Annotated in this window: 23 protein-coding genes and 4 tRNA genes; 15 read left to right on the top strand and 12 right to left on the bottom strand. The window is 55.8% G+C overall.

The features are described 5' to 3' along the window. Positions 1-2: 2 nt before the first annotated feature. Positions 3-1,334 carry an amino-acid N-acetyltransferase gene (argA, locus tag ACOTW6_RS20035; protein WP_015571744.1) on the bottom strand — a complete coding sequence of 444 codons (1,332 nt, stop codon included), beginning with the start codon at positions 1,332-1,334 and terminating at the stop codon, positions 3-5. Between the two features lie 227 nt (positions 1,335-1,561). Here argA and amiC point away from each other — a divergent pair, with 227 nt between their 5' ends. Next, on the top strand, positions 1,562-2,815 hold the full coding sequence (amiC, locus tag ACOTW6_RS20030; RefSeq protein WP_017382840.1) for an N-acetylmuramoyl-L-alanine amidase AmiC: 1,254 nt from the start codon (positions 1,562-1,564) through the stop codon (positions 2,813-2,815). 89 nt (positions 2,816-2,904) lie between these two features. On the opposite strand, the gene ACOTW6_RS20025 is transcribed toward amiC, so the two are convergent. The 4 genes from ACOTW6_RS20025 to ACOTW6_RS20010 form a co-directional block, all read right to left on the bottom strand. Continuing rightward, positions 2,905-2,981: transfer RNA gene (locus ACOTW6_RS20025), tRNA-Met, on the bottom strand. A gap of 44 nt (positions 2,982-3,025) precedes the next feature. Further along, positions 3,026-3,102, bottom strand: a tRNA-Met gene (locus ACOTW6_RS20020). A 44-nt stretch (positions 3,103-3,146) separates the two neighbouring features. Beyond that, positions 3,147-3,223 (bottom strand) — tRNA-Met (locus ACOTW6_RS20015). 44 nt (positions 3,224-3,267) lie between these two features. After that, positions 3,268-3,344, bottom strand: a tRNA-Met gene (locus ACOTW6_RS20010). 208 nt (positions 3,345-3,552) lie between these two features. On the opposite strand from ACOTW6_RS20010, the gene mltA reads away from it, so the two are divergent. Further along, on the top strand, positions 3,553-4,650 hold the full coding sequence (mltA, locus tag ACOTW6_RS20005) for a murein transglycosylase A (RefSeq protein WP_015571742.1): 1,098 nt from the start codon (positions 3,553-3,555) through the stop codon (positions 4,648-4,650). A gap of 75 nt (positions 4,651-4,725) precedes the next feature. Continuing rightward, positions 4,726-5,532 (top strand): tRNA cyclic N6-threonylcarbamoyladenosine(37) synthase TcdA, encoded by an 807-nt coding sequence (tcdA, locus tag ACOTW6_RS20000; RefSeq protein ID WP_015571741.1) that lies wholly within the window; start codon positions 4,726-4,728, stop codon positions 5,530-5,532. On the opposite strand, the gene csdE is transcribed toward tcdA, so the two are convergent. Continuing rightward, complete coding sequence (gene csdE / locus ACOTW6_RS19995; RefSeq protein WP_015571740.1) at positions 5,523-5,969, bottom strand: cysteine desulfurase sulfur acceptor subunit CsdE; 447 nt, start codon at positions 5,967-5,969, stop codon at positions 5,523-5,525. The two genes, tcdA and csdE, sit on opposite strands and share 10 nt — an antisense overlap. Then, positions 5,969-7,174, bottom strand: a complete 1,206-nt coding sequence (gene csdA, locus ACOTW6_RS19990) for a cysteine desulfurase CsdA (protein ID WP_062933165.1) — start codon at positions 7,172-7,174, stop codon at positions 5,969-5,971. Before csdA ends, csdE begins: the two co-directional genes overlap by 1 nt. Positions 7,175-7,365: 191 nt before the next feature. On the opposite strand from csdA, the gene ACOTW6_RS19985 reads away from it, so the two are divergent. The 4 genes from ACOTW6_RS19985 (at position 7,366) to rlmM (ending at position 10,389) form a co-directional block, all read left to right on the top strand. Beyond that, positions 7,366-7,593 carry a YgdI/YgdR family lipoprotein gene (locus ACOTW6_RS19985; protein WP_015571738.1) on the top strand — a complete coding sequence of 76 codons (228 nt, stop codon included), beginning with the start codon at positions 7,366-7,368 and terminating at the stop codon, positions 7,591-7,593. 350 nt (positions 7,594-7,943) lie between these two features. After that, positions 7,944-8,861, top strand: coding sequence for a glycine cleavage system transcriptional regulator GcvA (gene gcvA / locus ACOTW6_RS19980; protein WP_003862758.1), 918 nt, complete (start codon positions 7,944-7,946; stop codon positions 8,859-8,861). A gap of 39 nt (positions 8,862-8,900) precedes the next feature. Further along, positions 8,901-9,296, top strand: a complete 396-nt coding sequence (locus tag ACOTW6_RS19975; protein ID WP_003862756.1) for a DUF423 domain-containing protein — start codon at positions 8,901-8,903, stop codon at positions 9,294-9,296. Further along, complete coding sequence (gene rlmM / locus ACOTW6_RS19970) at positions 9,289-10,389, top strand: 23S rRNA (cytidine(2498)-2'-O)-methyltransferase RlmM (RefSeq protein ID WP_063132983.1); 1,101 nt, start codon at positions 9,289-9,291, stop codon at positions 10,387-10,389. The genes ACOTW6_RS19975 and rlmM overlap by 8 nt, the downstream gene beginning before the upstream one ends. Positions 10,390-10,446: 57 nt before the next feature. Here rlmM and xni read toward each other — a convergent pair whose 3' ends face one another. The 5 genes from xni to queF form a co-directional block, all read right to left on the bottom strand. Next, positions 10,447-11,202 carry a flap endonuclease Xni gene (gene xni, locus ACOTW6_RS19965; RefSeq protein ID WP_213789023.1) on the bottom strand — a complete coding sequence of 252 codons (756 nt, stop codon included), beginning with the start codon at positions 11,200-11,202 and terminating at the stop codon, positions 10,447-10,449. A gap of 112 nt (positions 11,203-11,314) precedes the next feature. Beyond that, on the bottom strand, positions 11,315-12,682 hold the full coding sequence (locus ACOTW6_RS19960; protein ID WP_047050212.1) for an L-serine ammonia-lyase: 1,368 nt from the start codon (positions 12,680-12,682) through the stop codon (positions 11,315-11,317). A gap of 62 nt (positions 12,683-12,744) precedes the next feature. After that, positions 12,745-14,034, bottom strand: a complete 1,290-nt coding sequence (locus ACOTW6_RS19955) for an HAAAP family serine/threonine permease (RefSeq protein WP_045907382.1) — start codon at positions 14,032-14,034, stop codon at positions 12,745-12,747. 504 nt (positions 14,035-14,538) lie between these two features. After that, positions 14,539-15,903 (bottom strand): nucleotide 5'-monophosphate nucleosidase PpnN, encoded by a 1,365-nt coding sequence (ppnN, locus tag ACOTW6_RS19950; RefSeq protein ID WP_003862748.1) that lies wholly within the window; start codon positions 15,901-15,903, stop codon positions 14,539-14,541. A 116-nt stretch (positions 15,904-16,019) separates the two neighbouring features. After that, the gene (queF, locus tag ACOTW6_RS19945; RefSeq protein WP_047050207.1) at positions 16,020-16,862 is read right to left on the bottom strand and encodes an NADPH-dependent 7-cyano-7-deazaguanine reductase QueF; all 843 of its coding nucleotides are present in this window, start codon (positions 16,860-16,862) and stop codon (positions 16,020-16,022) included. Positions 16,863-16,931: 69 nt separating this feature from the next. On the opposite strand from queF, the gene syd reads away from it, so the two are divergent. The 8 genes from syd (at position 16,932) to ACOTW6_RS19905 (ending at position 25,266) form a co-directional block, all read left to right on the top strand. Beyond that, on the top strand, positions 16,932-17,477 hold the full coding sequence (gene syd, locus ACOTW6_RS19940) for a SecY-interacting protein (protein WP_213789024.1): 546 nt from the start codon (positions 16,932-16,934) through the stop codon (positions 17,475-17,477). Between the two features lie 632 nt (positions 17,478-18,109). Beyond that, positions 18,110-18,439, top strand: coding sequence for a YqcC family protein (locus ACOTW6_RS19935; protein ID WP_017382834.1), 330 nt, complete (start codon positions 18,110-18,112; stop codon positions 18,437-18,439). Next, on the top strand, positions 18,436-19,221 hold the full coding sequence (gene truC / locus ACOTW6_RS19930) for a tRNA pseudouridine(65) synthase TruC (protein ID WP_062933161.1): 786 nt from the start codon (positions 18,436-18,438) through the stop codon (positions 19,219-19,221). Before ACOTW6_RS19935 ends, truC begins: the two co-directional genes overlap by 4 nt. A gap of 15 nt (positions 19,222-19,236) precedes the next feature. Beyond that, positions 19,237-19,686, top strand: coding sequence for a flavodoxin (locus ACOTW6_RS19925; protein ID WP_032619131.1), 450 nt, complete (start codon positions 19,237-19,239; stop codon positions 19,684-19,686). 308 nt (positions 19,687-19,994) lie between these two features. Then, positions 19,995-21,350 carry a galactarate/glucarate/glycerate transporter GudP gene (gene gudP / locus ACOTW6_RS19920; protein WP_213789025.1) on the top strand — a complete coding sequence of 452 codons (1,356 nt, stop codon included), beginning with the start codon at positions 19,995-19,997 and terminating at the stop codon, positions 21,348-21,350. Then, positions 21,350-22,690, top strand: a complete 1,341-nt coding sequence (locus ACOTW6_RS19915) for an enolase C-terminal domain-like protein (protein WP_026094263.1) — start codon at positions 21,350-21,352, stop codon at positions 22,688-22,690. Before gudP ends, ACOTW6_RS19915 begins: the two co-directional genes overlap by 1 nt. A gap of 15 nt (positions 22,691-22,705) precedes the next feature. Further along, on the top strand, positions 22,706-24,043 hold the full coding sequence (gene gudD / locus ACOTW6_RS19910) for a glucarate dehydratase (RefSeq protein ID WP_032619132.1): 1,338 nt from the start codon (positions 22,706-22,708) through the stop codon (positions 24,041-24,043). A 77-nt stretch (positions 24,044-24,120) separates the two neighbouring features. Then, positions 24,121-25,266 carry a glycerate kinase gene (locus tag ACOTW6_RS19905; RefSeq protein ID WP_063132980.1) on the top strand — a complete coding sequence of 382 codons (1,146 nt, stop codon included), beginning with the start codon at positions 24,121-24,123 and terminating at the stop codon, positions 25,264-25,266. Positions 25,267-25,403: the final 137 nt, after the last annotated feature.

Raw genomic sequence — 25,403 nt, 5'->3', positions numbered from 1 at the left:
TGTTATCCCAGGTCCGCCATTAACACCTTCGAGCGGCGCTGGTAGTTGTACATCTCTTTCTTACTTTCCGGCAGGGAATCAATATCCACTGGCGTGAAGCCGCGCTCCTGGAACCAGTGAATGCTGCGCGTGGTAAGCACGAACAGCTTGCTCAGACCCATCTGGCGCGCCTGTGCCGCCACGCGTTCAAGCAGCAGCTCCCCCCGTGAGGAGCTACGGTAATCAGGATGCACGGCGACGCATGCCATTTCGCCAATCTGCTCTTCCGGGAACGGATAAAGCGCCGCACAGGCTATGGTCAGGTTATCGCGCTGAATGATGGTGAACTTGTCGATCTCCATCTCCAGCTGTTCGCGGGAGCGGCGAACCAGAATGCCCTGTTGTTCCAGCGGACGGATCAGCTCCAGAATGCCGCCGATATCGTTGATGGTGGCACGGCGGATCTGCTCGGCGCTCTCCATGACGATCTGCGTACCGATCCCGTCCCGGGAGAACAGCTCCTGCAACAGCGCGCCGTCTTCCTGATAGCTGATCAGGTGGCTGCGGCGCACCCCGCTACGGCACGCTTTAACGGCGCCGCGCAGAAAACGCACGGTACCGGAATAGTAATCGCCTTCTGCTTCCAGCGCTTCGACGCGCGCCTGGGCTTCATTCGGAAAAAGTTCTGGCACAATCACGCCCTCATCGTTCACGACACCCTGTGAGGAGCAAAAGCCGATCATTTTTTCCGCTTTCAGCTTGATGGCCAGCTGGGTGGCAATCTCTTCTGAGGTCAGATTAAAACTTTCACCCGTTACGGAGACGGCAACGGGTCCCATCAGGACGATCGCGCCATTGTCTAACTGGCGGTGAATGGCTTCTTCATCAATACGGCGGATGCGGCCGCTGTGGCAGTAATCCACGCCATCGTCCACGCCGAGCGGCTGAGCGATGATAAAGTTGCCGCTCACCACGTTGATGTGCGCGCCCTGCAACGGCGTATTATTCAGGCTCATCGACAGGCGGGCGGTGATATCGAGCTGCAACAGACCCGCCGCCTGTTTGACCAGCTCGAGGGTTTTCGCATCCGTCACGCGCGTGTGTTTGTGGTAGATCGGCTCATGGTGATGAGCGGCCAGGTTGGCTTCGATTTGCGGACGTGCGCCATACACCACCACCAGACGGATGCCGAGGCTGTGCAGCAGGCCGATATCATTGACGATGCTGGAAAAGTTTTCATGCTCAATGGCTTCGCCGCCAAGCATGATGACAAACGTTTTTCCCCGATGGGTGTTGATATAGGGAACAGAATGGCGGAATCCCTGGACCAGTTCGGTTCTGCGTTCCTTAACCATGACACAACCCTTAGTGAATGTTTATTCGTAATTTCTGTATTTTTATTCGATTGTGGCCGCGTGTGCAAGCCTAAATTTTCTGCGACCCACAGAAAATAATAAGTAATCCGTGCGTTAACGTATGATTGTTTACCCTTTTATAGATGACAGTTTATGCGTCATTCGTTAAAGTTTTCGGTCAATTTGGGCGTTTTGTTCATCAATCAGATTTCTTGCTCGGGAGAAGCATGTCGGGATCCAATTCAGCAATAAGCCGCCGCCGCCTGTTAAAAGGGGCCGGGGCGATGTGGTTGCTTAGCGTCAGCCAGGTGGGTCTTGCCGCCACAAGCCAGGTAGTCGCGGTGCGCGTCTGGCCGTCGTCGACCTATACGCGCGTGACGGTCGAGTCCAATCGCGTGCTGAAATACAAGCAATTTGCCCTCAGCAATCCTGAACGTGTGGTGGTTGATCTCGAAGGTGTGAACCTCAACTCCGTGCTTAAAGGCATGGCAGCTCAGATCCGTGGCGACGATCCGTTTATTAAATCGGCGCGCGTCGGGCAGTTCGATCCGCAAACCGTGCGCATGGTGTTTGAGCTGAAGCAGAACGTGAAACCTCAGCTTTTTGCCCTTGCGCCTGTAGCCGCCTTTAAGGAGCGTCTGGTGATGGATCTCTATCCGGCGAATGCGACGGATATTCAGGATCCGCTTCTGGCATTACTTGAGGATTACAACAAAGGCGATCTCGACAGCCAGGTTCCGCCAGCGCAAAGTGGCCCACAGCCGGGCAAGGCGGGGCGCGATCGCCCGATTGTGATCATGCTCGATCCTGGCCACGGCGGAGAAGATTCCGGCGCAGTCGGGAAATATCGCACCCGCGAAAAAGATGTGGTGCTGCAAATTGCCCGTCGTCTGAAGGCGTTGATCGACAAAGAGGGCAATATGCGCGCCTACATGACGCGCAACGAAGATGTCTTTATCCCGCTGAAGGTCCGCGTGGCAAAAGCGCAAAAGCAGCGCGCGGATCTGTTTGTCTCTATTCACGCGGATGCCTTCACCAGCCGCCAGCCGAGCGGCTCCTCTGTGTTTGCCCTGTCAACGAAAGGGGCGACCAGCACCGCCGCGAGATACCTGGCGGACACGCAGAACGCCTCGGATTTAATCGGTGGTGTGAGCAAAAGTGGCGACCGTTACGTCGACCATACGATGTTTGATATGGTGCAGTCGCTGACCATTACCGACAGCCTGAAGTTTGGTAAAGCGGTGCTGGGCAAGCTGGGCCGGGTCAACAAGCTGCACAAAAACAGCGTCGAGCAGGCCGGATTTGCGGTCCTGAAAGCGCCAGATATTCCATCCATTCTGGTCGAAACCGCGTTTATCAGTAACGTGGAAGAGGAACGTAAGCTCAAGACGGCTAAATTCCAGCAGGAAGTGGCGGAGTCGATTCTGGCGGGGATCCGGGCCTACTTCTCAGACGGGGAAACGCTGGCGCGGCGGGGGTAGGGCATTAAGCCGGGTATCATGCCCGGCATTTTCACAAACGCCAGATACAAAAAAACACCCTTCAGGGTGTTTATTGTTTTAAGAAGTGTTGGTTGCGGGGGCCGGATTTGAACCGACGACCTTCGGGTTATGAGCCCGACGAGCTACCAGGCTGCTCCACCCCGCGTCCGTCTTTCTACACTTGTAGAAACTTACTTCTTCAAATTTGATTGGTTGCGGGGGCCGGATTTGAACCGACGACCTTCGGGTTATGAGCCCGACGAGCTACCAGGCTGCTCCACCCCGCGTCCGTCTTTCTACACTTGTAGAAACTTACTTCTTCAAATTTGATTGGTTGCGGGGGCCGGATTTGAACCGACGACCTTCGGGTTATGAGCCCGACGAGCTACCAGGCTGCTCCACCCCGCGTCCGTCTTTCTACAGTCGTAGAAGATACTTCATCAAATTTTAATTGGTTGCGGGGGCCGGATTTGAACCGACGACCTTCGGGTTATGAGCCCGACGAGCTACCAGGCTGCTCCACCCCGCGTCCGTGGAAGCGCACTATACTCGGATAGGTTTGTGATGCAACCCCTTTTTCACATAATTCATTATTTTGTATGCAAAATGAACGGCAAAAGCCACTTTGGACTATTTTTTGTGCAGAATTTGCCAAAGGGAAGGCGATTGCATTTCATTAACACGGTGGGTTTGTTATCTTCATCTCGCGGAATTGGGCAACTAAAAGACGAGATATAATGAAAGGACGTTGGGCGAAGTATCTGATGACAGGCGCAATGGTGGCGATTCTTGCGGCCTGCTCTTCCAAACCGACCGATCGCGGTCAACAGTATAAAGACGGGAAGTTATCCCAGCCTTTCTCTTTAGTTAACCAGCCAGACGCCGTGGGCGCTCCGATCAATGCCGGAGACTTCTCCGAGCAGGTCTACCAGATCCGCACTGCTTCTCCGCGTTTATACGGTTCGCAGAACAACGTCTATAGCGCCGTGCAGGACTGGCTGCGTGCAGGCGGTGATACCCGCAATATGCGCCAGTTTGGTATCGATGCCTGGCAGATGGAGGGGGCGGATAACTACGGTAACGTCCAGTTTACCGGTTACTACACCCCGGTTGTCCAGGCGCGACACACACGCCAGGGCGAGTTCCAGTATCCCATTTACCGTATGCCGCCGAAACGCGGTCGTCTGCCGTCCCGCGCCGAGATCTACGCTGGCGCGCTGAGCGAAAATTACGTGCTGGCCTACAGCAACTCCCTGATGGACAACTTCATTATGGACGTGCAGGGCAGCGGCTATATTGATTTTGGCGACGGCTCGCCGCTGAACTTCTTTAGCTACGCCGGGAAAAATGGCCATGCCTATCGCAGCATCGGTAAGGTACTCATCGACCGTGGCGAAGTGAAACGAGAAGATATGTCGATGCAGGCGATCCGCGAGTGGGGCGAAAAACACAGCGAAGCGGAAGTGCGTGAGCTGCTTGAGCAGAACCCATCGTTTGTCTTCTTCAAACCGCAGAACTTTGCGCCGGTGAAAGGGGCGAGCGCCGTCCCGCTGATTGGCCGCGCTTCTGTGGCATCGGATCGTTCGATTATCCCGGCAGGTACTACGCTGCTGGCGGAAGTTCCACTCCTCGACAACAACGGCAAATTCAATGGCAAGTATGAATTACGCCTGATGGTGGCGCTGGACGTGGGTGGGGCGATCAAAGGCCAGCACTTCGACATTTATCAGGGCATCGGCCCGGATGCCGGCCATCGTGCAGGCTGGTATAACCACTACGGACGCGTGTGGGTGCTGAAGGCAGCGCCGGGTACCGGAAACGTATTCAGCGGCTGATTGTGGTATTCTGAGGGCAAGACGGATTACGGTTCAGGGTGAGGAATACCTCACCCTTTTTACATCTGAGGTTTTATGTCTGTGGTAATCAGCGATGCCTGGCGCCAGCGTTTCGGCGGCACGGCACGGTTATATGGTGAAAAAGCCCTGCAACTGTTCGCGGATGCGCATGTCTGCGTGGTGGGCATTGGTGGTGTGGGTTCGTGGGCGGCAGAAGCGCTGGCGAGAACCGGCATTGGCGCAATTACGTTGATTGATATGGATGACGTCTGCGTCACTAACACTAACCGTCAGATCCACGCCCTGCGTGATAACGTCGGTCTGGCGAAGTCCGAGGTGATGGCGGAGCGTATTCGTCTCATCAACCCGGAGTGTAGTGTGACGGTGATCGACGACTTTGTGACGGCAGATAACGTCGCGGAGTACATGAGCAAAGGCTACAGCTATGTGATTGATGCCATCGACAGCGTGCGGCCAAAAGCGGCGCTGATCGCTTACTGTCGTCGTTACAAGGTGCCGCTGGTGACAACGGGCGGCGCGGGTGGACAAATTGATCCGACGCAGATCCAGGTGGCGGATCTGGCGAAGACCATTCAGGATCCGCTGGCCGCTAAGCTACGCGAGCGCTTAAAAAGCGACTTCAACGTGGTGAAAAATAGCAAAGGCAAGCTGGGCGTGGACTGTGTGTTCTCGACAGAAGCGCTGGTTTATCCGCAGGCGGATGGTTCGGTCTGTGCAATGAAAAGCACGGCGGAAGGGCCAAAGCGGATGGATTGTGCCTCAGGGTTTGGAGCGGCCACCATGGTGACCGCCTCCTTCGGCTTTGTGGCGGTCTCTCACGCCCTGAAGAAGATGATGGCGAAGGCGGAACGTCAGGCCTGAGCCTGATGGGCGGCATCCAGTACCGCGTCGTTTAGCGCAATCAGTCCCTGACCGCGCGAGGCGCTAAGCTGCGCGCGAAGTCCCAGCTCATCAAACAGCGCCAGCGGAGAATGCGCCAGCAGCTCTGCGGCGCTTTTCCCTTCGATTGCGGTCAACAGCACCGCCAGCAGACCGCGAACAATGCGTCCCTCGCTGTCGCCGAAGAAATGCAGTTTCTCTCCGGATACGCTAAACCCAAGCCAGACGCGGTTCTCGCAGCCTGCGATCTCCTTCGCCTGTGATTTCAGCTCGTCTGACAGCGTGGGCAACTGTTTACCCAGCAGGATCAGCTGACGATATTTATCTTCCCACTGCGTGAGCGGGACGAAGGTCTGTTTTAACGTCTCTTCAGTAATAACGGTGCCGAACGGGTGCCCGGCTAAAGCTGAACTTGTCATTAATCCACCAGTAATTCCAGGGCGCGGTCGACGGCGGAAACCAGCGCATCGACGTCGCTTTTTGTATTGTACGGTGCAAACGAGGCGCGCAGGGTACCGCTCACGCCAATGGCCGCCAGCAGCGGCTGGGCGCAGTGCTGTCCGGCACGCAGGGCAATGCCGTATCCGGCAAGCAACGTCACCATGTCGCTATGGTGCACGCCCGCGAAATCAAAGGCGAGCAGGCTGGAGTCCTGGACGCGGAACGAACGAAAACCCGGACGTTTTTTCAGTTCTTCTTCCGCCAGCGTCGCCAGACCCCGGCTCCAGCTTTCAGCCTGAACCACGTCCGTTTCTGCCAGCCATTCGAGCGCTGCGCTCAGACCGATAACCCCGGCCACGTTTGGGGTACCGGCTTCCAGGCGGTAGGGTACATCCTGCGTTTTAAAACCGTCGAAGGTGACTTCGGTAATCATCTTGCCGCCGCCGAGCCACGGCGTCATCCGGGCCAGCAGTTCAGCTTTGCCGTACAGCGCGCCGATACCGGTTGGCCCGTACAATTTGTGTCCTGAGAAGGCATAGAAGTCGATATCCAGCGCCTGAACGTCAGCCGGAAAATGCACCACACCCTGCGCACCGTCGACCATCACCACCACGCCGCTGGCATGGGCAATCTCAATGGCACGCGCCAGATCCGGGCAGCCGCCGGTGACGTTGGACATCTGCCCCAGCGCCAGAATACGGCTGCGCGGCGTAATCAGCTCAGGCAGACGCGCCATGTCAGGCAGGAAGTCCGCACCCAACGGGAGCTTTACAACCCGTGCCCCGGTTTGTTCGGCCACCATCAGCCAGGGTACCAGGTTGGCGTGGTGTTCCGCCTCGCTGACGATGATCTCATCCCCGGGCTGCAACAGCGGACGCGCGTAACATTGCGCCACCATGTTAATGGCCTCTGTGGTGCCCCGCGTCCAGACGATGTTCTTACCGCTGTCAGCATTGATCAGGCGCGCGACCTGATCCCGTGCGGCTTCGTATTGCGCCGTTAAGCGCTGCGCGTCGGCATACTGGCTGCGGTGCACGTTCCCGGCGCTCAGGCTGTAAAACTGGCGGGTTGCCTCAATCACCGCCTGCGGTTTAAGGGCCGTGGCGGCGCTATCAAGATAAATGCCGGCATCGGCCAGCGCAGGAAACTGTGCGCGAAACTGCGCAGGACTGAAAGCGTTCATGGAATTCCTCATATCGATTCTACGATCGTCGCGCAAATTCATCGGCAGGGCAAGGAAGTTGATATCTATCAGATTTGTCTGCTTATCCTGGCGAGTCTGAAAAAGCAGGTTATGCTAAATAGTGTTAGGCGGATGTTTTAGCCTGTTATAAATCGAGGTTTGAATAGCATTAATTGCTAAAGGAGATAATCATGAAAAAGACAGCTGCAATCATTTCTGCCTGTGCGTTGACCTTTGCCCTGAGCGCCTGTTCTGGTAATAACTACGTAATGCATACCAACGATGGTCGATCTATCGTCTCTGAAGGGAAACCGACAACCGATAATGATACCGGGATGATTTCTTACAAAGATGCTAACGGGAACAAACAGCAGATCAACCGCAGTGACGTGAAAGAGATGAAGGAAATCGAGCATTAACAGTTAGATAAGCGAAAAAAAAGCACCGCAAGTTGGCGGTGCTACATTAATCACTATGGACAGACAGGGTAAATGTACAGGAAGTGAAAAATTGGTAGCGTTGCTACCGTGGTCTGAATCGCAGACCAATTGCAAACACAACAACACAACATCACAACCGTAAGCCAAAAGCCCTTCAGAACACGCATTCCAAAAAAAGCTTTTCGTTCCGGCTCAGGAAGTGCCGCCACTATAGGTATTTGCTGGTAGTTCCTCAACGGACAAATTATAATGGCTCAGATAAAAAAAACTAATAGGTTAAACGTTGTTTCCTATATGTTAAATCTCGTTAACATCTAAGCCAGATAACCATGTCCAAGCGATTGCCACCCCTTAATGCATTACGTGTTTTTGATGCAGCAGCACGCCACCTCAGCTTCACCCGCGCAGCCGATGAGCTTTTTGTGACGCAGGCCGCAGTAAGTCATCAAATCAAGTCTCTGGAGGATTTTCTGGGGCTTAAGCTGTTCCGTCGACGCAACCGTTCGTTGCTGTTGACCGAAGAGGGGCAGAGCTATTTTCAGGATATTAAAGAGATTTTTTCCCAGCTGACGGAGGCCACTCGTAAACTTCAGGCCCGGAGTGCAAAAGGCGCTCTGACTGTGAGTTTATTGCCCAGTTTTGCCATTCAGTGGCTGGTGCCGCGACTCTCAAGCTTTAACTCAACTTATCCGGGAATCGATGTCCGAATCCAGGCGGTGGACCGTCAGGAAGACAAGCTTGCAGATGATGTGGACGTGGCGATTTTTTACGGTCGCGGTAACTGGCCGGGCTTGCGTGTGGAAAAATTATACGCAGAATATCTGTTGCCGGTCTGTTCACCGCTGCTGCTGACGGGGGATAAAGCGCTCAAAACGCCAGCCGATCTGGCGCAACATACGCTTTTGCACGATGCGTCGCGTCGCGACTGGCAAACTTATACCCGCCAGTTAGGTCTTAATCATATAAACGTGCAGCAGGGTCCCATTTTTAGCCACAGCGCGATGGTGCTACAGGCTGCCATTCACGGGCAGGGCGTGGCGTTGGCAAACAACGTTATGGCGCAGTCCGAAATTGAGGCAGGCCGTCTGGTTTGCCCATTTAACGATGTACTGGTCAGCAAGAATGCATTTTATCTGGTTTGTCATGACAGTCAGGCAGAACTGGGTAAAATAGCCGCTTTCCGGCAGTGGATACTGGCGAAAGCGGCAAGCGAGCAAGAAAAATTCCGCTTCAGGTATGAACAATAACGTTTGTGTGCCGGGCACGCATCAATTCAGGACTTAAACATGACCAGCCGATTCATGCTGATTTTCGCCGCGGTGAGTGGCTTTATTTTTGTAGCTCTGGGCGCGTTTGGCGCGCATGTCTTAAGCAAATCTCTGGGCGTTGTGGAGATGGGCTGGATCCAGACCGGCCTTGAATATCAGGCGTTCCACACGCTGGCGATTTTTGGGCTGGCGGTGGCGATGCAGCGCCGCATCAGCATCTGGTTTTACTGGAGCAGCGTCTTTCTGGCGCTGGGTACCGTACTGTTCAGCGGCAGTCTTTACTGTCTGGCGCTGTCGCATTTACGCCTGTGGGCGTTTGTTACACCTGTCGGCGGCGTCAGCTTCCTGGCGGGTTGGGTGTTAATGTTTATCGGAGCTATCCGTCTGAAACGCAAGGGCGTTGTTCATGAATAAGGTTGTTTTATATTGTCGCCCGGGGTTTGAGAAAGAGTGCGCCGCGGAAATCACCGATAAAGCGGCGAAGCGTGAAGTCTTCGGATTCGCTCGCGTCAAAGAGAACGCGGGCTATGTGGTATTTGAATGCTATCAGCCTGATGATGCCGACAAGCTGGCGCGCGAACTGCCGTTCAGCTCATTGATTTTCGCCCGTCAGATGTTTGTCGCGGGTGAACTGCTGAAAGATCTTCCGCCGGAAGATCGCATCACGCCGATTGTTGGCCTGTTGCAGGGCGTGGTGGAGAAGGGCGGCGATTTGCGCGTGGAAGTGGCCGACACCAACGAAAGCAAAGAGCTGATGAAGTTCTGCCGTAAGTTCACCGTGCCGCTGCGCGCGGCGCTGCGTGATGCGGGCGTGCTGACTAACTACGAAACGGCAAAGCGTCCGGTTGTGCATATCTTCTTTATTGCGCCAGGATGTTGCTACGCAGGCTACTCGTATACCACCAATAACTCGCCGTTCTTTATGGGGATCCCGCGTCTGCGCTTCCCGGCAGACGCGCCGAGCCGTTCAACCCTCAAGCTGGAAGAGGCGTTTCACGTCTTTATCCCGGCGGACGAGTGGGACGAACGTCTGGCAAACGGCATGTATGCCGTCGACCTTGGCGCGTGCCCGGGCGGCTGGACCTATCAGCTGGTGAAACGCAACATGTGGGTTTCGTCTGTGGATAACGGCCCGATGGCGCAAAGCCTGATGGATACCGGGCAGGTCACCTGGCTGCGTGAGGACGGCTTCCGCTATCGCCCGAACCGCAACAACATCTCCTGGATGGTGTGCGACATGGTAGAAAAACCGGCAAAAGTTGCGGCGCTGATGGCCTCCTGGCTGGTGAACGGCTGGTGTCGTGAGACGATTTTCAACCTCAAGCTGCCGATGAAAAAGCGCTACGAAGAGGTGTCGCAGAACCTGGCCTATATTCAGCAGCAGCTGGACGAACACGGGATTAACGCGGAAATCCAGGCGCGTCAGCTTTATCACGACCGCGAAGAAGTGACGGTGCATATCCGTCGCTGGTGGGCGGCCGTGGGTGGGCGTCGCGACGAGCGATAACGTTTGTAACGCCCGGTGGCGCTGCGCTTACCGGGCCTACAAAATCGTGTGGTTGTTTTAACGCTCTAACCTTAACTGCTGTAAATTCCCGTCCAGCTGTAAATCCGTCTGTAGCGTCGCTACCTCCCGGCAGATAAACGCCATCTCTTTATGCGCCTTCAGCTTCTTGCGCCATTTTTCCGGCACTTCATCAAGCCTGGCGTAAATTCCTTCCAGACTCTGAAACTCCGTCAGCAGCTGTGCGGCGCTTTTGGGGCCAATACCGGCGACACCCGGCACTTTAGAGCTGCTGATCCCCGCCAGCCCCCAGTAATCCGGCAGTTGCGCAGGCGATACGCCAAACTCGCTGGCAATGAATGGCGCGTCCAGCCAGCGTTTTTGAAAGTAGTCCCGGATGCGGATCGTTGGAGAGAGCAGCTGGCAGTAGCCTTTGTCGGTTGAAACGATGGTCGCCTGATGCCCGGCGCTCGCGATTTTAACTGCCAGCGTTGCGGCTAAATCGTCAGCCTCATTACCGTGGGCGCCCCAGCACGGAACGCCGCGCTGCTCAAAGGCCGCGCGGATCACGGGCATTTCTGCGTGCAGATCGTCCGGCATCGGCGCACGCCCGGCTTTGTAGTCCGGCAGGCGCTGGTGCCGCCAGCCGGTATTGCGTGCTTCATCGTCGAATACGGCAACAGCGTGGGTGGGTTCGCTATGGCGAATGAGCTGCTCCAGCGCGTGTAAACAGGTGTCCTTGCAGGGTGTGCCCTGTACCGCATGAATACGGCGAATCAGGTTAAGTGCATCGACGATAAGCAAATGAACGGCCACAGATAATCTCCCTTCTGTCTAATGGGTGAAGGGTAACACTGAGCGCAGCATGAAACTATGAATGGTGGGGAAAACAGGAAGAAGCCTCGCAAAACGAGGCTTCCTGAGAGGCTTAATCGCAGGTGACGATCTTCATCGCCAGACCACCGCGGGAGGTTTCGCGGTATTTGGCGTTCATATCTTTACCGGTTTCGTACATGGTTTCGATAACCTTGTCGAGGCAGACGCGCGGTTCGCTGGTACGACGCAGCGCCATACGGGCCGCGTTCACCGCTTTCACAGAGGCGATGGCGTTACGTTCGATGCATGGCACCTGAACCTGTCCGCCGACCGGATCGCAGGTCAGCCCCAGGTTATGTTCCATGCCGATTTCCGCCGCAATACAAACCTGCGCAGGACTTGCGCCCAGCAATTCGGCCAGACCCGCCGCCGCCATAGAGCAGGCGACGCCCACTTCACCCTGACAGCCTACTTCCGCGCCGGAAATTGAGGCGTTCATCTTGTACAGTGAGCCAATCGCACTGGCGACCAGCAGGTAGCGCGCGAGTGAGTTTGCGTTCACTTCACGGATAAACTTGTCGTAATACGCCAGAACCGCCGGAACAATGCCGCACGCCCCGTTGGTTGGCGCGGTGACAACGCGGCCACCCGCGGCGTTCTCTTCGTTCACCGCCAGCGCGAACATGTTGATCCAGTCGACGACGGCCATCGGGTCGGTGGTGGTTTTGTCGGTGCTGACCAGCATGCGGCGCAGCGCAGCCGCACGACGCGGAACACGCAGTTTACCCGGCAGCACGCCTTCGGTGGTGATCCCGCGCTCAATGCCGCTGCGCATCACTTCCCAGACGTTAGCGAAGTGCTGTTCCAGCTCCTCTTTGCTGTGCAGAGCCAGCTCGTTTTTCATCATCAGGCCGGAGAGAGAAAGGCCTGTCTCCTGGCAGTGACGCTGTAAGTCGGCCGCGTTTTTGTACGGGTACGGCACGTCAACGGCAGAATTAGTGCTTTGACCAAAATGGTCCTCGTCGACGATAAACCCGCCACCGATGGAGTAATACGTCTGGCTGTAAACCGCTTTGTCGCCGGCCAGCGCGGTAATGCGCATGCCGTTTTCGTGCAGCGACAGGTTATCCGCATGGAAATTCATGCAGTGATCAACCGGGAATTCAACCTCATGCTCGCCGTTCGCCAGCAGCAAACGACCATGGGTGTTCACGTCCTGGATAAAGCCAGGTATTGCATCAATATCTACGGTATCCGGCAGATTACCCGCCAGCCCCATGATAATGGCAATATCGGTATGGTGGCCTTTACCGGTCAGGGAAAGGGAACCATATACATCGACAACCACGCGGGTGATGTCGTGCAAAATGCCGCGTGCAATCAAGTCATCCGTGAATTGTTTACCGGCTTTCATTGGTCCGACGGTGTGAGAGCTGGAAGGACCAATACCGATTTTGAAGATATCGAATACGCTAATCATGATGCGTCCATTGCTTCAGTCAGAGGGGAGAAGTGCGCCGTCCGCAGACGGCGCAGGAGGTATTAGCTGAACAGCGAGTAGAAAATAGCGGAGATGGCAATCAGGCCCATCACAACAACGAACACGTTGCTGATATGGCCGCTGTATTTACGCATCGCAGGCACTTTCTGAATCGCGTACATCGGCATCAGGAACAGGATCATCGCGATAATCGGGCCGCCCAGGGTTTCAATCATGCCCAGAATGCTTGGGTTCAGGGTGGCTACCGCCCAGGTGGTCACCAGCATGAACAGCGCAGTGATTTTGTTCAGACGGTTGATTTCAATGGTCTTGCCTTTACCGCGCAGAGATTTAATCACCATGCCGTTGAAGCCTTCACGTGCGCCCAGGTAGTGGCCCAGGAAGGATTTGGTGATGGCGATAATCGCGATGATCGGCGCCATCCACGCAATCAGCGGTGCGTTAAAGTGGTTTGCCAGGTAAGACAGAATAGAGATGTTCTGCTCTTTCGCCGCCGCCAGATCCGCCGGGGAGAGGCTCAGCACGCAGCTGAACACGAAGAACATGACGGTCAGTACCATCATGATGTGCGCGCGAGCCAGGATGCTGGAGCACTTCTTCTCTGCGCCATTGCCGTACTCTTCACGCTTCGCTACCGCGAAGGAAGAGATGATTGGCGAGTGGTTGAAGGAGAACACCATCACCGGGATTGCCAGCCACAGGGTCAGCAGCAGACCGTTGCCGGTCGTGGATGCGCTGCTGAGAGACAGGGTTTCCAGCGCAGCGCCGTTCCACTGTGGGATCAGGTACAGAGCCAGCACCATCAGGGCTGCAACAAACGGGAACACCAGCACGCTCATCGCTTTCACAATCATCTGCTCGCCGAAGCGCACGATGGTCATCATACCGACGATCAGGATCAGGGACAGAATCGCACGCGGCGGCGGGGTCATCTGAAGCTGGTGCATCATAAAGCTTTCAACGGTGTTGGTGATAGCAACGCTATACACCAGCAGAATCGGGTAAATCGCGAAGAAGTAGAGCAGGGTAATCAGCTTACCTGCGCCGACGCCGAAGTGTTCTTCAACGACTTCAGTGATGTCTTCGCCCGGGTTTTTACCGGACAGCACGAAGCGGGTCAGGCCGCGGTGTGCAAAGAAGGTCATCGGGAAGGCGATGAGAGCCATGATGATCAGCGGGATCATACCGCCGACACCTGCGTTGATAGGAAGGAACAGTACACCAGCGCCGATTGCTGTGCCGTACAGGCCAAGCATCCACATGGTATCCGTTTTGCGCCAGGCGCTTCGGGATTCAATCGAAGCAACGGTGCTGGTTTGAGTGGTTTCCATCTGTATCTCCTGGAGGAAGCAAATTGTCAGGTTTTTAGTCAAATCCGATGAAAAAGTGCCTGACGGTAATATGAAATTCGTTCAGTGACGGTTTTTTAATAATTTTTGCCCGTAACTATTGGCGGGCGGAAAGATACATTCTAGTTATGAATCTATCAGTGATCGCGATCCCAAATGCAATAATCCACTTGTGATGTGGGTATCTTTAGACCATTTATCTGTTAAAAAAACATCAAAGAGAATTTACGGGCGCGAAGGCTACCATTAACGACATGTTTTCGAAAAGGTCGAGCCGCGATATAGGTGTCTTTCGCTGTAAAGAAATGGGATTTTAGGATTTTCTGGCGGGTAATTTCGATTAAGGCTGATTATTTACGGTTTTAAAAACGAGGTAATCGTTTGCGCAGGCGTCAGGTTTGTTAATAATATTGAAGATCGCTATGAATTGCATCACGAATAAAAAAGCCGGATGACGATCCGGCTTGAGAGGAGAGAAATGTCGCTTTACTTGATGATTTCGTAACACGGAATATAGGCAGAGCCCGGAAGCTTCATGCGGTGCTGAGCGACAAAGCCCTGCAACATGTCATCCATGCGGCGCATCATCTCCGGGTCACCGTGGATCTTATACGGGCCAAACTCTTCAATTGCGCGTATCCCAACCTCTTTCACGTTCCCCGCCACGATGCCAGAGAAGGCGCGACGCAGGTCGGCAGCCAGCACTTCCACCGGCTGATCCGGATAGAGTTTAAGGTTCGCCATGTTTTCATGCGACGGCTCGAAGGGGATCTGAAGATCCGGTGCGATACGGATGGACCAGTTAAAGCTGTAGGCATCCCCGGTATCACGACGATTCTCTTTCACCAGCGGCATCGCTTTTTTCATCTGACGGGCCACTTCTGCGGCATCGTCAATAATAATGCGGTAGTGACGGCGCGCGTCTTCGCCCAGCGTATGCACGATAAACTCGTCCAGCACGCGGAAGTAGTCGGCGCTCTCTTTCGGGCCGGTCAGGATCAGCGGCAGAACCTGATCTTTGTTGGCCGGGTTCATCAGGATCCCGAGCAGATAAAGCAACTCTTCCGCCGTACCTACGCCGCCCGGGAAGATGATGATGCCGTGCGCGATACGGACAAACGCCTCAAGACGTTTTTCGATATCCGGCATAATAATCAGTTCGTTAACCAGCGGGTTAGGCGGCTCAGCGGCGATGATCGACGGCTCGGTCATGCCGATAAAACGGCCTTCTTTATAGCGTTGCTGCGCGTGTCCTACTGCCGCGCCTTTCATCGGCGCTTCCATCGCGCCAGGACCGCAACCGGTACAGATATTCAGTTCGCGCAGGCCGAGCTGCGTCCCCACGCGGCGGGCATACAGGTATTCGGTTTCGTTAATGGAGTGACCACCCCAGCAGACGACCATGTTCGGCGCTTCACCCACGTGCAGGGCACGGGCGTTACGCAGAATAGAGAAGACCAGGTTGGTGATATGAACGGAACTTTCCAGGTCAAGATGCTGGAAACGACCGGCGTTGCTGATCTGTCCGTTAACAAACAGAATGTCGCGCAGCACGGCAAACAGGTTGGCCTGAAGTGAGCGAATAATACGCCCGTCGACAAAAGCGTCTTCCGGCGGGTTGATCACTTCCAGCTTCACCCCGCGCTCGCGGCGCAGCACATTGATATCAAAACTTTCGAAGCGGGACAGCAGCTCTTTACTGTTGTCGGTCAGGCTTCCGGAGTTCAGTACGGCAAGTGAACAGTTACGAAACAGTTGATAAAGGTCGCTACTGGCGGTGCGTTTAAGCATGTCCACTTCCAGCTGCGACAACATATCCATAGAGCCAAGCGGGCTAATATGTGTAATCAAGTGAGCTCCTTATGGGACGATTATCGTCTTTCCCTGTTGATTACAATAGCCCTGGCTTATGACGTTTCACAACACTTCGGGCGGAATACCGCCCGCATATTGTGAAAATATTTATCTTACTGGCGCACCAGCCGTCCGGTGGCAGGCACAAAATCGCTATTGGTGCGCCACGGGTTGATATCCAGGCCGCCGCGACGGGTGTAGCGGGCGTAAACGCTCAGCTTTTCGGGCTGGCAGAAACGCTGGATGTCGTTGAAGATGCGCTCCACGCACTGCTCGTGGAATTCGTTGTGATGACGGAATGACACCAGGTAACGCAGCAGCTTTTCACGGTCAATCTGCGGGCCGCGGTACTGGATCTGTACCGAGCCCCAGTCCGGCTGATGGGTGATAAGGCAGTTGGATTTCAGCAGATGGCTGACCAGCGTCTCGTTGACCACTTTTCCGCCCGCCGCGTTTTCCAGGTAGTCGGTGCTAAATTCATAGCTTTCCACCTCAATGTCCTGATCGTCGATGCAGGTGCCGTGGAAATGGGCAATGGGCTGTCCTTCCAGCTCATGCAGACGGTATAACGAGACGGTTACGTTCCCCTGCGCGCACGCGCTTAAATCCCGTTCAAGCGTCTGTTGTACCTCGTCCCAGCTGTTAAATTTGGTCTGGTTAAAGCTGTTGAGATAGAGCTTAAAGCTCTTGGATTCGACCAGGTTTACGCTGGCGTAATCCAGCTCGACGTGGCCCACGGCCACCTGCGGCAGACCGCGCGCATTCAGCCAGGAGAGTTCGTACAGCGTCCAGATGTCGCCGCCGACAAACGGCAGCGCGTCAGCGTGCAGCCCGAGCGGATCGCGGTTCAGACTGCGCGGCACGCCCTGCAACAGGCTTGCATCGTAGGTGTCGCGGTAATCGGTCGATTTACCCAGCGTTAAGCCCGTTAACGCCTGATGATTTTCGTAAGACATGTTTCATAGCCACTTTACAGGTACACTTATGGGCTGAGTTTATCCTGTCTTACAAGAAGAGAGAAATCGGTGGATATCGAAACTGCAAATGCCCTGACGTCCTTCACGACCCGCTATTGCGATGCCTGGCATGAAAAGCGGGGGACGTGGCCGCAAAGTGCTGACTTATATGGCGTGCCGTCACCGTGCATTATCGCTTCGCAGGATGATTACGTTATCTGGCAACCGAAACCGTTCACGGGCGAGCAGAATGTAAATGCGGTTGAACGCGCGATGGACCTTGTGATACAACCTGCGCTTCATGCATTTTATACCACGCAGTTTGCCGGGGATATGACTGCATGTTTTGCAGTACAGCCGCTGACGCTGCTGCAAACCTGGAGCGAAGACGATCTGCAACGCGTTCAGGAAAACCTCATTGGTCACCTGGTCACGCAAAAACGCCTTAAGCTCTCTCCGACTCTCTTTATTGCGACGCTCGACAGTGAACTGGACGTCATTTCTGTCTGCAACCTGTCTGGCGAGGTCATTAAAGAGACGCTCGGCACCCGCAACCGCGACGTTCTCGCGCCTTCACTTGCGGATTTCCTTACCCGAATTGAGCCGCTTCTGTAATCCATGATGCTACTGGGCGTGTGAGAGATCTCTTACACGCTCTGTGAGACATCGCCGAAACAATTAGCATTGTCTTAGGAATTTCAGATTAATATTAACTTCTCTTTCAACAAGTTAGTGGTTTTCTGAAAGGAAATCCCCCGTTTCGCCTGGCTTACATTGCTCACAAGGTGGGTTGTAAGACGAAGCAGAATAGCGGATTCTATCTGTGTCGACAGGATGCCGACACGAGAAACGAACATCAGGATGATGGCGTTTCTTACCAGGAACACGTCAGGATGACGCCGCAGGAAGGCTTCAGGATGAAGCAAAGTGGATCACGCAGGACGCGTAAGGGACACCTCCAGGAAGGAGAACGAGAGCCGGTCAGGATGGTCGGTGGGTCAGGATGGCCAGGACGTTTCAGGATGAAACCTACACATCAGGACGATGTGAGCAGGAAGCAAAAGGTAAAGGGATGACCAGGCCTTCGGGCATCAGGAAAAGTTGTCACGGATGAGCAGGGAGCACGTATTGTAGCTGGAATGCTGCGAAACGAACCGGGAGCACTGTTTTTACAGTGCTCCCTTTTTTTATTTCTGTCTTCCGCAATGCTATGCTTCGCGCCATTCCGTTTTTCAGTTGAGGTATATATGTCGCATCACGACAACGTTCGTGCGCAGTTGCACGCCATCGAAGCCCTTATGCGCCAGCATCAGCTGTGGCAGGATAACGCGCCGCAGCCAGACGCGTTCGCCAGCACCCAACCGTTTTGTCTGGATACGCTGGCCCCGTTCGAGTGGCTCCAGTGGGTCTTAATTCCGCGTATGCACGCGCTGCTGGAAGGTGGCCACGCGTTGCCCGCGTCTTTTGCCGTCTCTCCCTATTACGAAATGGCGCTGGAAGCGACCCACCCGGCGCGTGCCATGATGCTGGTGGAACTGGAAAAGCTGGATGCGCTTTTCGCCGGTGACGATGCATGACGCTTGAGATCCTTTATCAGGATGAGTGGTTAGTGGCGGTGAATAAACCGTCCGGCTGGCTGGTGCACCGAAGCTGGCTCGATCGCGATGAGAAAGTGGTGGTCATGCAAACCGTGCGCGATCAGATCGGTCAGCACGTCTTTACTGCTCATCGTCTGGATCGGCCAACCTCTGGCGTTCTGCTGATGGGGCTTTCCAGTGAGGCCGGGCGCCTGCTGGCGCAGCAGTTTGAACAGCACCAGATCCAGAAACGCTACCACGCCATCGTGCGTGGCTGGCTGACGGACTCCGCCACGCTTGATTATCCGCTGGTGGAGGAACTGGATAAAATCGCCGATAAATTTGCCCGCGAGGATAAAGGCCCGCAGCCTGCGGTGACCGACTATCGCGGCATGGCGACCACAGAACTGCCGGTGGCGACCAGCAAATTTCCGACCACGCGATACAGTCTGGTTGAGCTTTTGCCCAAAACCGGGCGCAAGCACCAGCTTCGCCGTCACCTTGCACATCTGCGCCACCCGATTATCGGCGACAGCAAGCACGGCGATCTGCGCCAGAACCGCAGCGCGGCAGAGCACTTTGGCTGTAACCGGCTGATGCTGCACGCCAGCGAGCTACGCCTGACGCACCCGTTTACCGGCGAACCGCTGACTATTCGCGCGGGGCTGGACGAGGTCTGGATGCAGGCGCTGTCACAGTTTGGCTGGCTGGGACAACTCCCCGAAAATGAAAGGGTTGAGTTTGCCGCAGGCAACGTTCAGGATGAACAGCAAGCGCAATAATTACGGGAGCAAAGCATGGCTGAAGTAGGCATTTTTGTCGGCACGATGTACGGCAACTCGCTGCTGGTGGCGGAGGAAGCGGAAGCAATCCTCGTAAACCAGGGCCATAAAGCAACGGTCTATGAAGATCCGGAGCTGGCGGACTGGGAAAAGTATAAAGATAAATACATTCTGGTGGTGACCTCCACCACCGGGCAGGGCGATCTGCCGGACAGCATCGTCCCGCTTTTCCAGGGCATTAAAGACCAGCTTGGCTATCAGCCAGATGTTCACTATGGCATCATCGCCCTCGGCGATAGCTCTTACGCCAATTTCTGCGGCGGCGGTAAGCAGTTCGACGCGCTGTTGCAGGAACAGCGCGCTCAGCGCGTCGGAGAGATGTTACTGATTGATGCGGGTGAACACCCTGAGCCAGAAAGCGAATCAAACCCGTGGGTCGAGCACTGGGCAACGCTGCTTAAATAACCCTGCGCTATACCAATGCCAGGCCGGGTCAGGCGTCGCCGCCACCCGGCATTACACCCCGCCCCAAACGCCATTTCCGTGAACCACCTTCCACTCCTCTGGGCTTATGCCCTAAACAACCTCCCTCACGCCCTTCAATACTGTGTTTTTGCACGGTGAGGTGAAGAGGCACTCCTTCATATACTTTTCCCGTCACTATAAAACGGCTTCGGGCCGTACCAAAACCAAACACAAATCTCTCATTCTGATTACCCTACAGGTGCTGTACAGAATGAACCAGGCGAAAGCTATGTTTCAGGAGTGCAACAATGAGTACATTAAGCCACGCAGCGAGCAGAGCTGAGAAGCGCACCAACGCCCGCTACTGGATAGTGGTGATGCTGTTTATCGTCACCTCTTTCAACTACGGCGACCGTGCCACGTTATCCATTGCCGGCTCTGAGATGGCAAAAGATATCGGACTTGATCCGGTGGGTATGGGTTATGTTTTCTCCGCATTTTCATGGGCCTACGTAATCGGCCAAATCCCTGGCGGCTGGCTGCTGGACCGCTTTGGCTCAAAACGGGTCTATTTCTGGTCCATTTTCATCTGGTCGATGTTTACCCTGTTACAGGGCTTCGTGGATATCTTCAGCGGCTTCGGCATTATCATTGCGCTCTTTACCCTCCGCTTCCTGGTGGGCTTAGCGGAAGCGCCATCATTCCCTGGCAACAGCCGTATTGTGGCCGCCTGGTTCCCGGCGCAGGAGAGGGGAACGGCGGTAGCCATCTTTAACTCGGCGCAATACTTTGCGACGGTTATTTTCGCGCCAATCATGGGCTGGCTGACGCACGAAGTGGGCTGGTCGCACGTCTTCTTCTTCATGGGCGGGCTGGGGATCGTCATCAGCTTCATCTGGCTGAAAGTGATCCACGAACCAAACCAGCATCCGGGCGTGAACAAGAAAGAGCTGGACTACATTGCTGAAGGTGGGGCGCTGATCAACATGGATCAGAAAACCCAGAAAGCTAAAGTTCCGTTCAGCCAGAAATGGGGGCAGATCAAACAGCTCGTCGGCTCACGAATGATGATCGGTATCTATCTCGGCCAGTACTGCATTAACGCCTTAACCTACTTCTTTATCACCTGGTTCCCGGTTTACCTGGTGCAGGCGCGTGGGATGTCGATTCTGAAGGCGGGGTTTGTCGCCTCCGTGCCGGCCATCTGCGGCTTCGTGGGCGGGGTGCTTGGCGGGGTCATCTCCGACTGGCTGATGCGTCGTACCGGTTCGCTGAATATTGCGCGTAAAACGCCAATCGTGCTCGGCATGCTGCTCTCCATGACCATGGTGTTCTGTAACTACGTCAGCGCGGAGTGGATGATTATCGGCTTTATGGCGATGGCCTTCTTCGGTAAAGGCATTGGCGCACTGGGCTGGGCGGTGATGGCAGATACCGCGCCGAAAGAGATCAGCGGCCTGAGCGGCGGTCTGTTCAACATGTTTGGCAACATTTCCGGCATTGTCACCCCAATCGCTATCGGTTACATCGTCGGCACCACCGGCTCCTTCAACGGCGCGCTGATTTATGTAGGCGTCCATGCGCTGGTGGCGGTACTCAGTTATCTGGTGCTGGTGGGTGACATCAAACGAATCGAACTAAAACCTGTTGGGGAGCGTGGATGATGACAACGCAATCAAGCCCGATCGTGACGGAGATGAAGGTCATTCCGGTGGCGGGGCAGGACAGCATGCTGCTCAACATTGGTGGCGCGCATAACGCCTGGTTCACCCGCAACATTGTGGTGCTGACCGACAGCGCAGGGAATACCGGCGTCGGGGAAGCGCCTGGCGGAGAGGTGATTTACCAGACGCTGGTCGACGCCATCCCGCAGGTGGTTGGGCAGGAGGTCGCCCGCCTGAACAAGGTGGTTCAGCGGGTGCATAAGGGCAACCAGTCGGCGGATTTTGATACCTTCGGCAAAGGCGCCTGGACGTTTGAACTGCGCGTTAACGCGGTGGCGGCGCTGGAGGCGGCTCTCCTCGATTTACTGGGCAAGGCGCTGAACGTGCCGGTCTGCGAACTGCTGGGGCCAGGCAAACAGCGTGATGCGGTAACGGTGCTGGGCTATCTGTTCTACGTTGGCGACCGGACGAAAACCGATCTGCCGTATCTGGAACGCTCGCCGGGCAGCCACGCGTGGTATCACCTGCGTCATCAGGAGGCGCTCTCTGGCGAAGCGGTGGTACGCCTGGCAGAGGCGGCGCAGGATCGCTACGGCTTTAAAGACTTCAAGCTGAAAGGCGGCGTTCTGCCCGGCGAGCAGGAGATTGACAGCGTGCGCGCGTTGAAAAAACGCTTCCCGGAGGCACGCATCACCGTCGATCCGAACGGCGCCTGGCTGCTGGATGAAGCTATCGCGCTGTGCAAAGGGCTGGGCGACGTGCTGACCTACGCGGAAGATCCGTGCGGCGCCGAGCAGGGCTTTTCTGGCCGCGAGGTGATGGCCGAATTCCGCCGCGCTACCGGGCTGCCGGTTGCGACCAACATGATCGCCACCAACTGGCGTGAAATGGGCCATGCGGTGATGCTGAATGCGGTGGACATACCGCTGGCGGACCCGCACTTCTGGACTCTTTCCGGCGCGGTGCGCGTGGCACAGCTGTGCGATGACTGGGGGCTCACCTGGGGCTGCCACTCCAATAACCATTTTGACATTTCGCTGGCGATGTTTACCCACGTTGGCGCGGCGGCGCCGGGCAACCCGACCGCCATCGATACGCACTGGATCTGGCAGGAAGGCGAAGCGCGCCTGACCAAAAATCCACTTGAAATCAAAAACGGCACCATTGCCGTACCGGATGCGCCGGGGCTGGGCGTGGAGCTTGACTGGGATCAGATCCACAAGGCGCATGAAGCGTATAAAAAACTGCCGGGCGGCGCGCGTAACGACGCAGGCCCGATGCAATACCTTATCCCCGGCTGGACATTTGACCGTAAGCGCCCTGTATTTGGACGTCACTGATAAAAGGATCGAACGATGAGCACATTTTCTACCCCTGTAGTCACCTCCATGCAGATCATTCCTGTCGCGGGACATGACAGCATGCTGATGAACCTGAGCGGCGCCCATGCGCCGTTCTTCACCCGTAATATTGTGGTGATCAAGGACAACTCAGGGCATACCGGTGTCGGTGAAATCCCGGGCGGGGAGAAGATCCGTAAAACGCTGGAGGACGCCATTCCGCTGGTGGTGGGTAAAACGCTGGGCGAGTACAAAAATGTGCTGACTCGCGTGCGAACGACCTTTGCCGATCGTGATGCGGGTGGCCGTGGTCTGCAAACGTTTGATCTGCGCACCACTATCCATGTGGTCACGGGCATTGAAGCCGCGATGCTGGATCTGCTGGGCCAGCATCTGGGCGTCAATGTCGCCTCCCTGCTGGGAGACGGCCAACAGCGCAGCGAAGTGGAAATGCTCGGCTACCTGTTCTTTATCGGCAACCGCAAACTCACCCCGCTGCCGTACCAGAGCCAGCCGGACGAAAAATGCGACTGGTATCGTGTGCGTCACGATGAAGCGATGACCCCGGACGCGGTAGTGCGCCTGGCGGAAGCCGCGTATGAAAAATATGGCTTTAATGACTTCAAGCTGAAAGGCGGCGTACTGGCGGGTGAAGAAGAAGCAGAGGCGATCGCCGCGCTGGCGAAGCGCTTCCCGCAGGCGCGCGTCACGCTGGATCCGAACGGTGCCTGGTCGCTTGATGAGGCGATAAAAATCGGTAAGCAGCTCAAAGGCGTGCTGGCCTACGCGGAAGATCCGTGCGGCGCAGAGCAGGGTTTCTCCGGACGTGAAGTGATGGCGGAGTTCCGTCGCGCCACCGGGCTGCCAACAGCTACCAACATGATCGCGACCGACTGGCGTCAGATGGGGCACACGCTCTCGCTGCAATCGGTGGACATTCCGCTGGCAGACCCGCACTTCTGGACGATGCAGGGTTCGGTTCGCGTGGCGCAGATGTGCCATGAGTTCGGCCTGACCTGGGGCTCGCACTCCAACAACCACTTCGACATCTCGCTGGCGATGTTCACCCACGTAGCGGCTGCTGCGCCGGGCAACATTACCGCCATCGACACCCACTGGATCTGGCAGGAGGGCAACCAGCGCCTGACCAAACAGCCGTTTGAAATCAAAGGCGGCATGGTGCAAGTTCCTGCTACGCCGGGGCTGGGCGTTGAGCTGGATATGGATCAGGTCATGAAAGCGCATGAGCTGTACCAGAAACACGGCCTGGGCGCGCGTGATGACGCGCTGGCGATGCAATACCTGATCCCAGAGTGGACATTCGACAATAAACGTCCGTGCATGGTACGATAAGCGCATTGGGACCGCTCCCATGAGTGGTCCCTTACGTGGTGTATGCTTAACGTAACTAACATGCGTAAGGATGGCTTATGAAAATTGTTATCGCTCCGGACTCGTATAAGGAAAGCTTGAGCGCGCTGGAGGTGGCGACGGCGATAGAGGTCGGTTTTCGCGAAATTTTCCCGTCAGCGGACTATGTCAAATTACCGGTTGCCGATGGTGGCGAAGGGACGGTGGAAGCGATGGTGGCTGCCACGCATGGGCGTCTTGTCCATGTTCCCGTTACCGGACCTTTGGGTGAACGGGTGGAAGGGTTTTTCGGGTTATCCGGAGACGGGAAAAGCGCCTTTATCGAGATGGCGGCAGCGAGCGGTCTGGAGCTTGTTGCTCCCGCAAAGCGTAACCCGTTAATCACCACCTCCTGGGGAACCGGGGAACTGATCCGTCATGCGCTGGATGCGGGCGTTAAGCATATCATTATTGGCATTGGAGGCAGCGCGACCAATGACGGTGGCGCAGGCATGGTGCAGGCGCTGGGCGTAAAACTGCTGGATGCGAAAGCACAGCCCGTTGGGCCGGGCGGCGGCGAACTGGCAAGCCTTGCGCATATCGATCTTAGCGGGCTGGATAAGCGGCTGGCAGACTGTCGAATTGAAGTGGCCTGCGATGTGACCAACCCCCTGATCGGCGAGACTGGCGCTTCTGCGGTATTTGGTCCGCAGAAAGGGGCGTCGCCGGAGATGGTCAGGACGCTGGACAACGCGCTGGCGCATTACGCAAAAATTATCGCCCGGGATCTGGATATTGACGTCTTAAACCTGGCGGGCGGCGGTGCGGCTGGCGGAATGGGGGCGGCGCTGTATGCATTTTGCGGCGCACAGCTCCGTCAGGGGATTGAGATTGTCACCGATGCCCTGCATCTTGATGAACAGGTCGCGGATGCCGATCTGGTGATCACGGGCGAAGGGCGTATCGACAGCCAGACGATCCACGGCAAAGTGCCCGTTGGCGTGGCGAGAGTCGCGAAACGCTATAACAAGCCGGTTATCGGCATTGCCGGCAGCCTGACGGCGGATGTTGGCGTGGTGCATGAGCACGGACTGGATGCCGTATTCAGCGTGATTTACACCATCTGCTCGCTGGAGGACGCGCTGGAAAATGCGCAACAGAATGTACAGATGGCCGCAAGGAATATTGCGGCGGTGATAAAGATGGGGCAGGGGATGTCGCGTTAACGTTCGTGCTTTTGTAGGCCCGGTAAGCGAAGTGTATGACCGGATACATAGGTGACAGATCAGACCGGGAACATAGGTAACACTTTTCAGTCTATCCGGAGCACACTCTGGGTTTTTCGGTCGTAGTACGCAAGCGT

This window comes from Enterobacter cloacae complex sp. IR5403 (assembly GCF_049238705.1).
GTDB lineage: Bacteria > Pseudomonadota > Gammaproteobacteria > Enterobacterales > Enterobacteriaceae > Enterobacter > Enterobacter hormaechei_C.
This window is presented reverse-complemented; position numbering and strand designations above follow the sequence as displayed.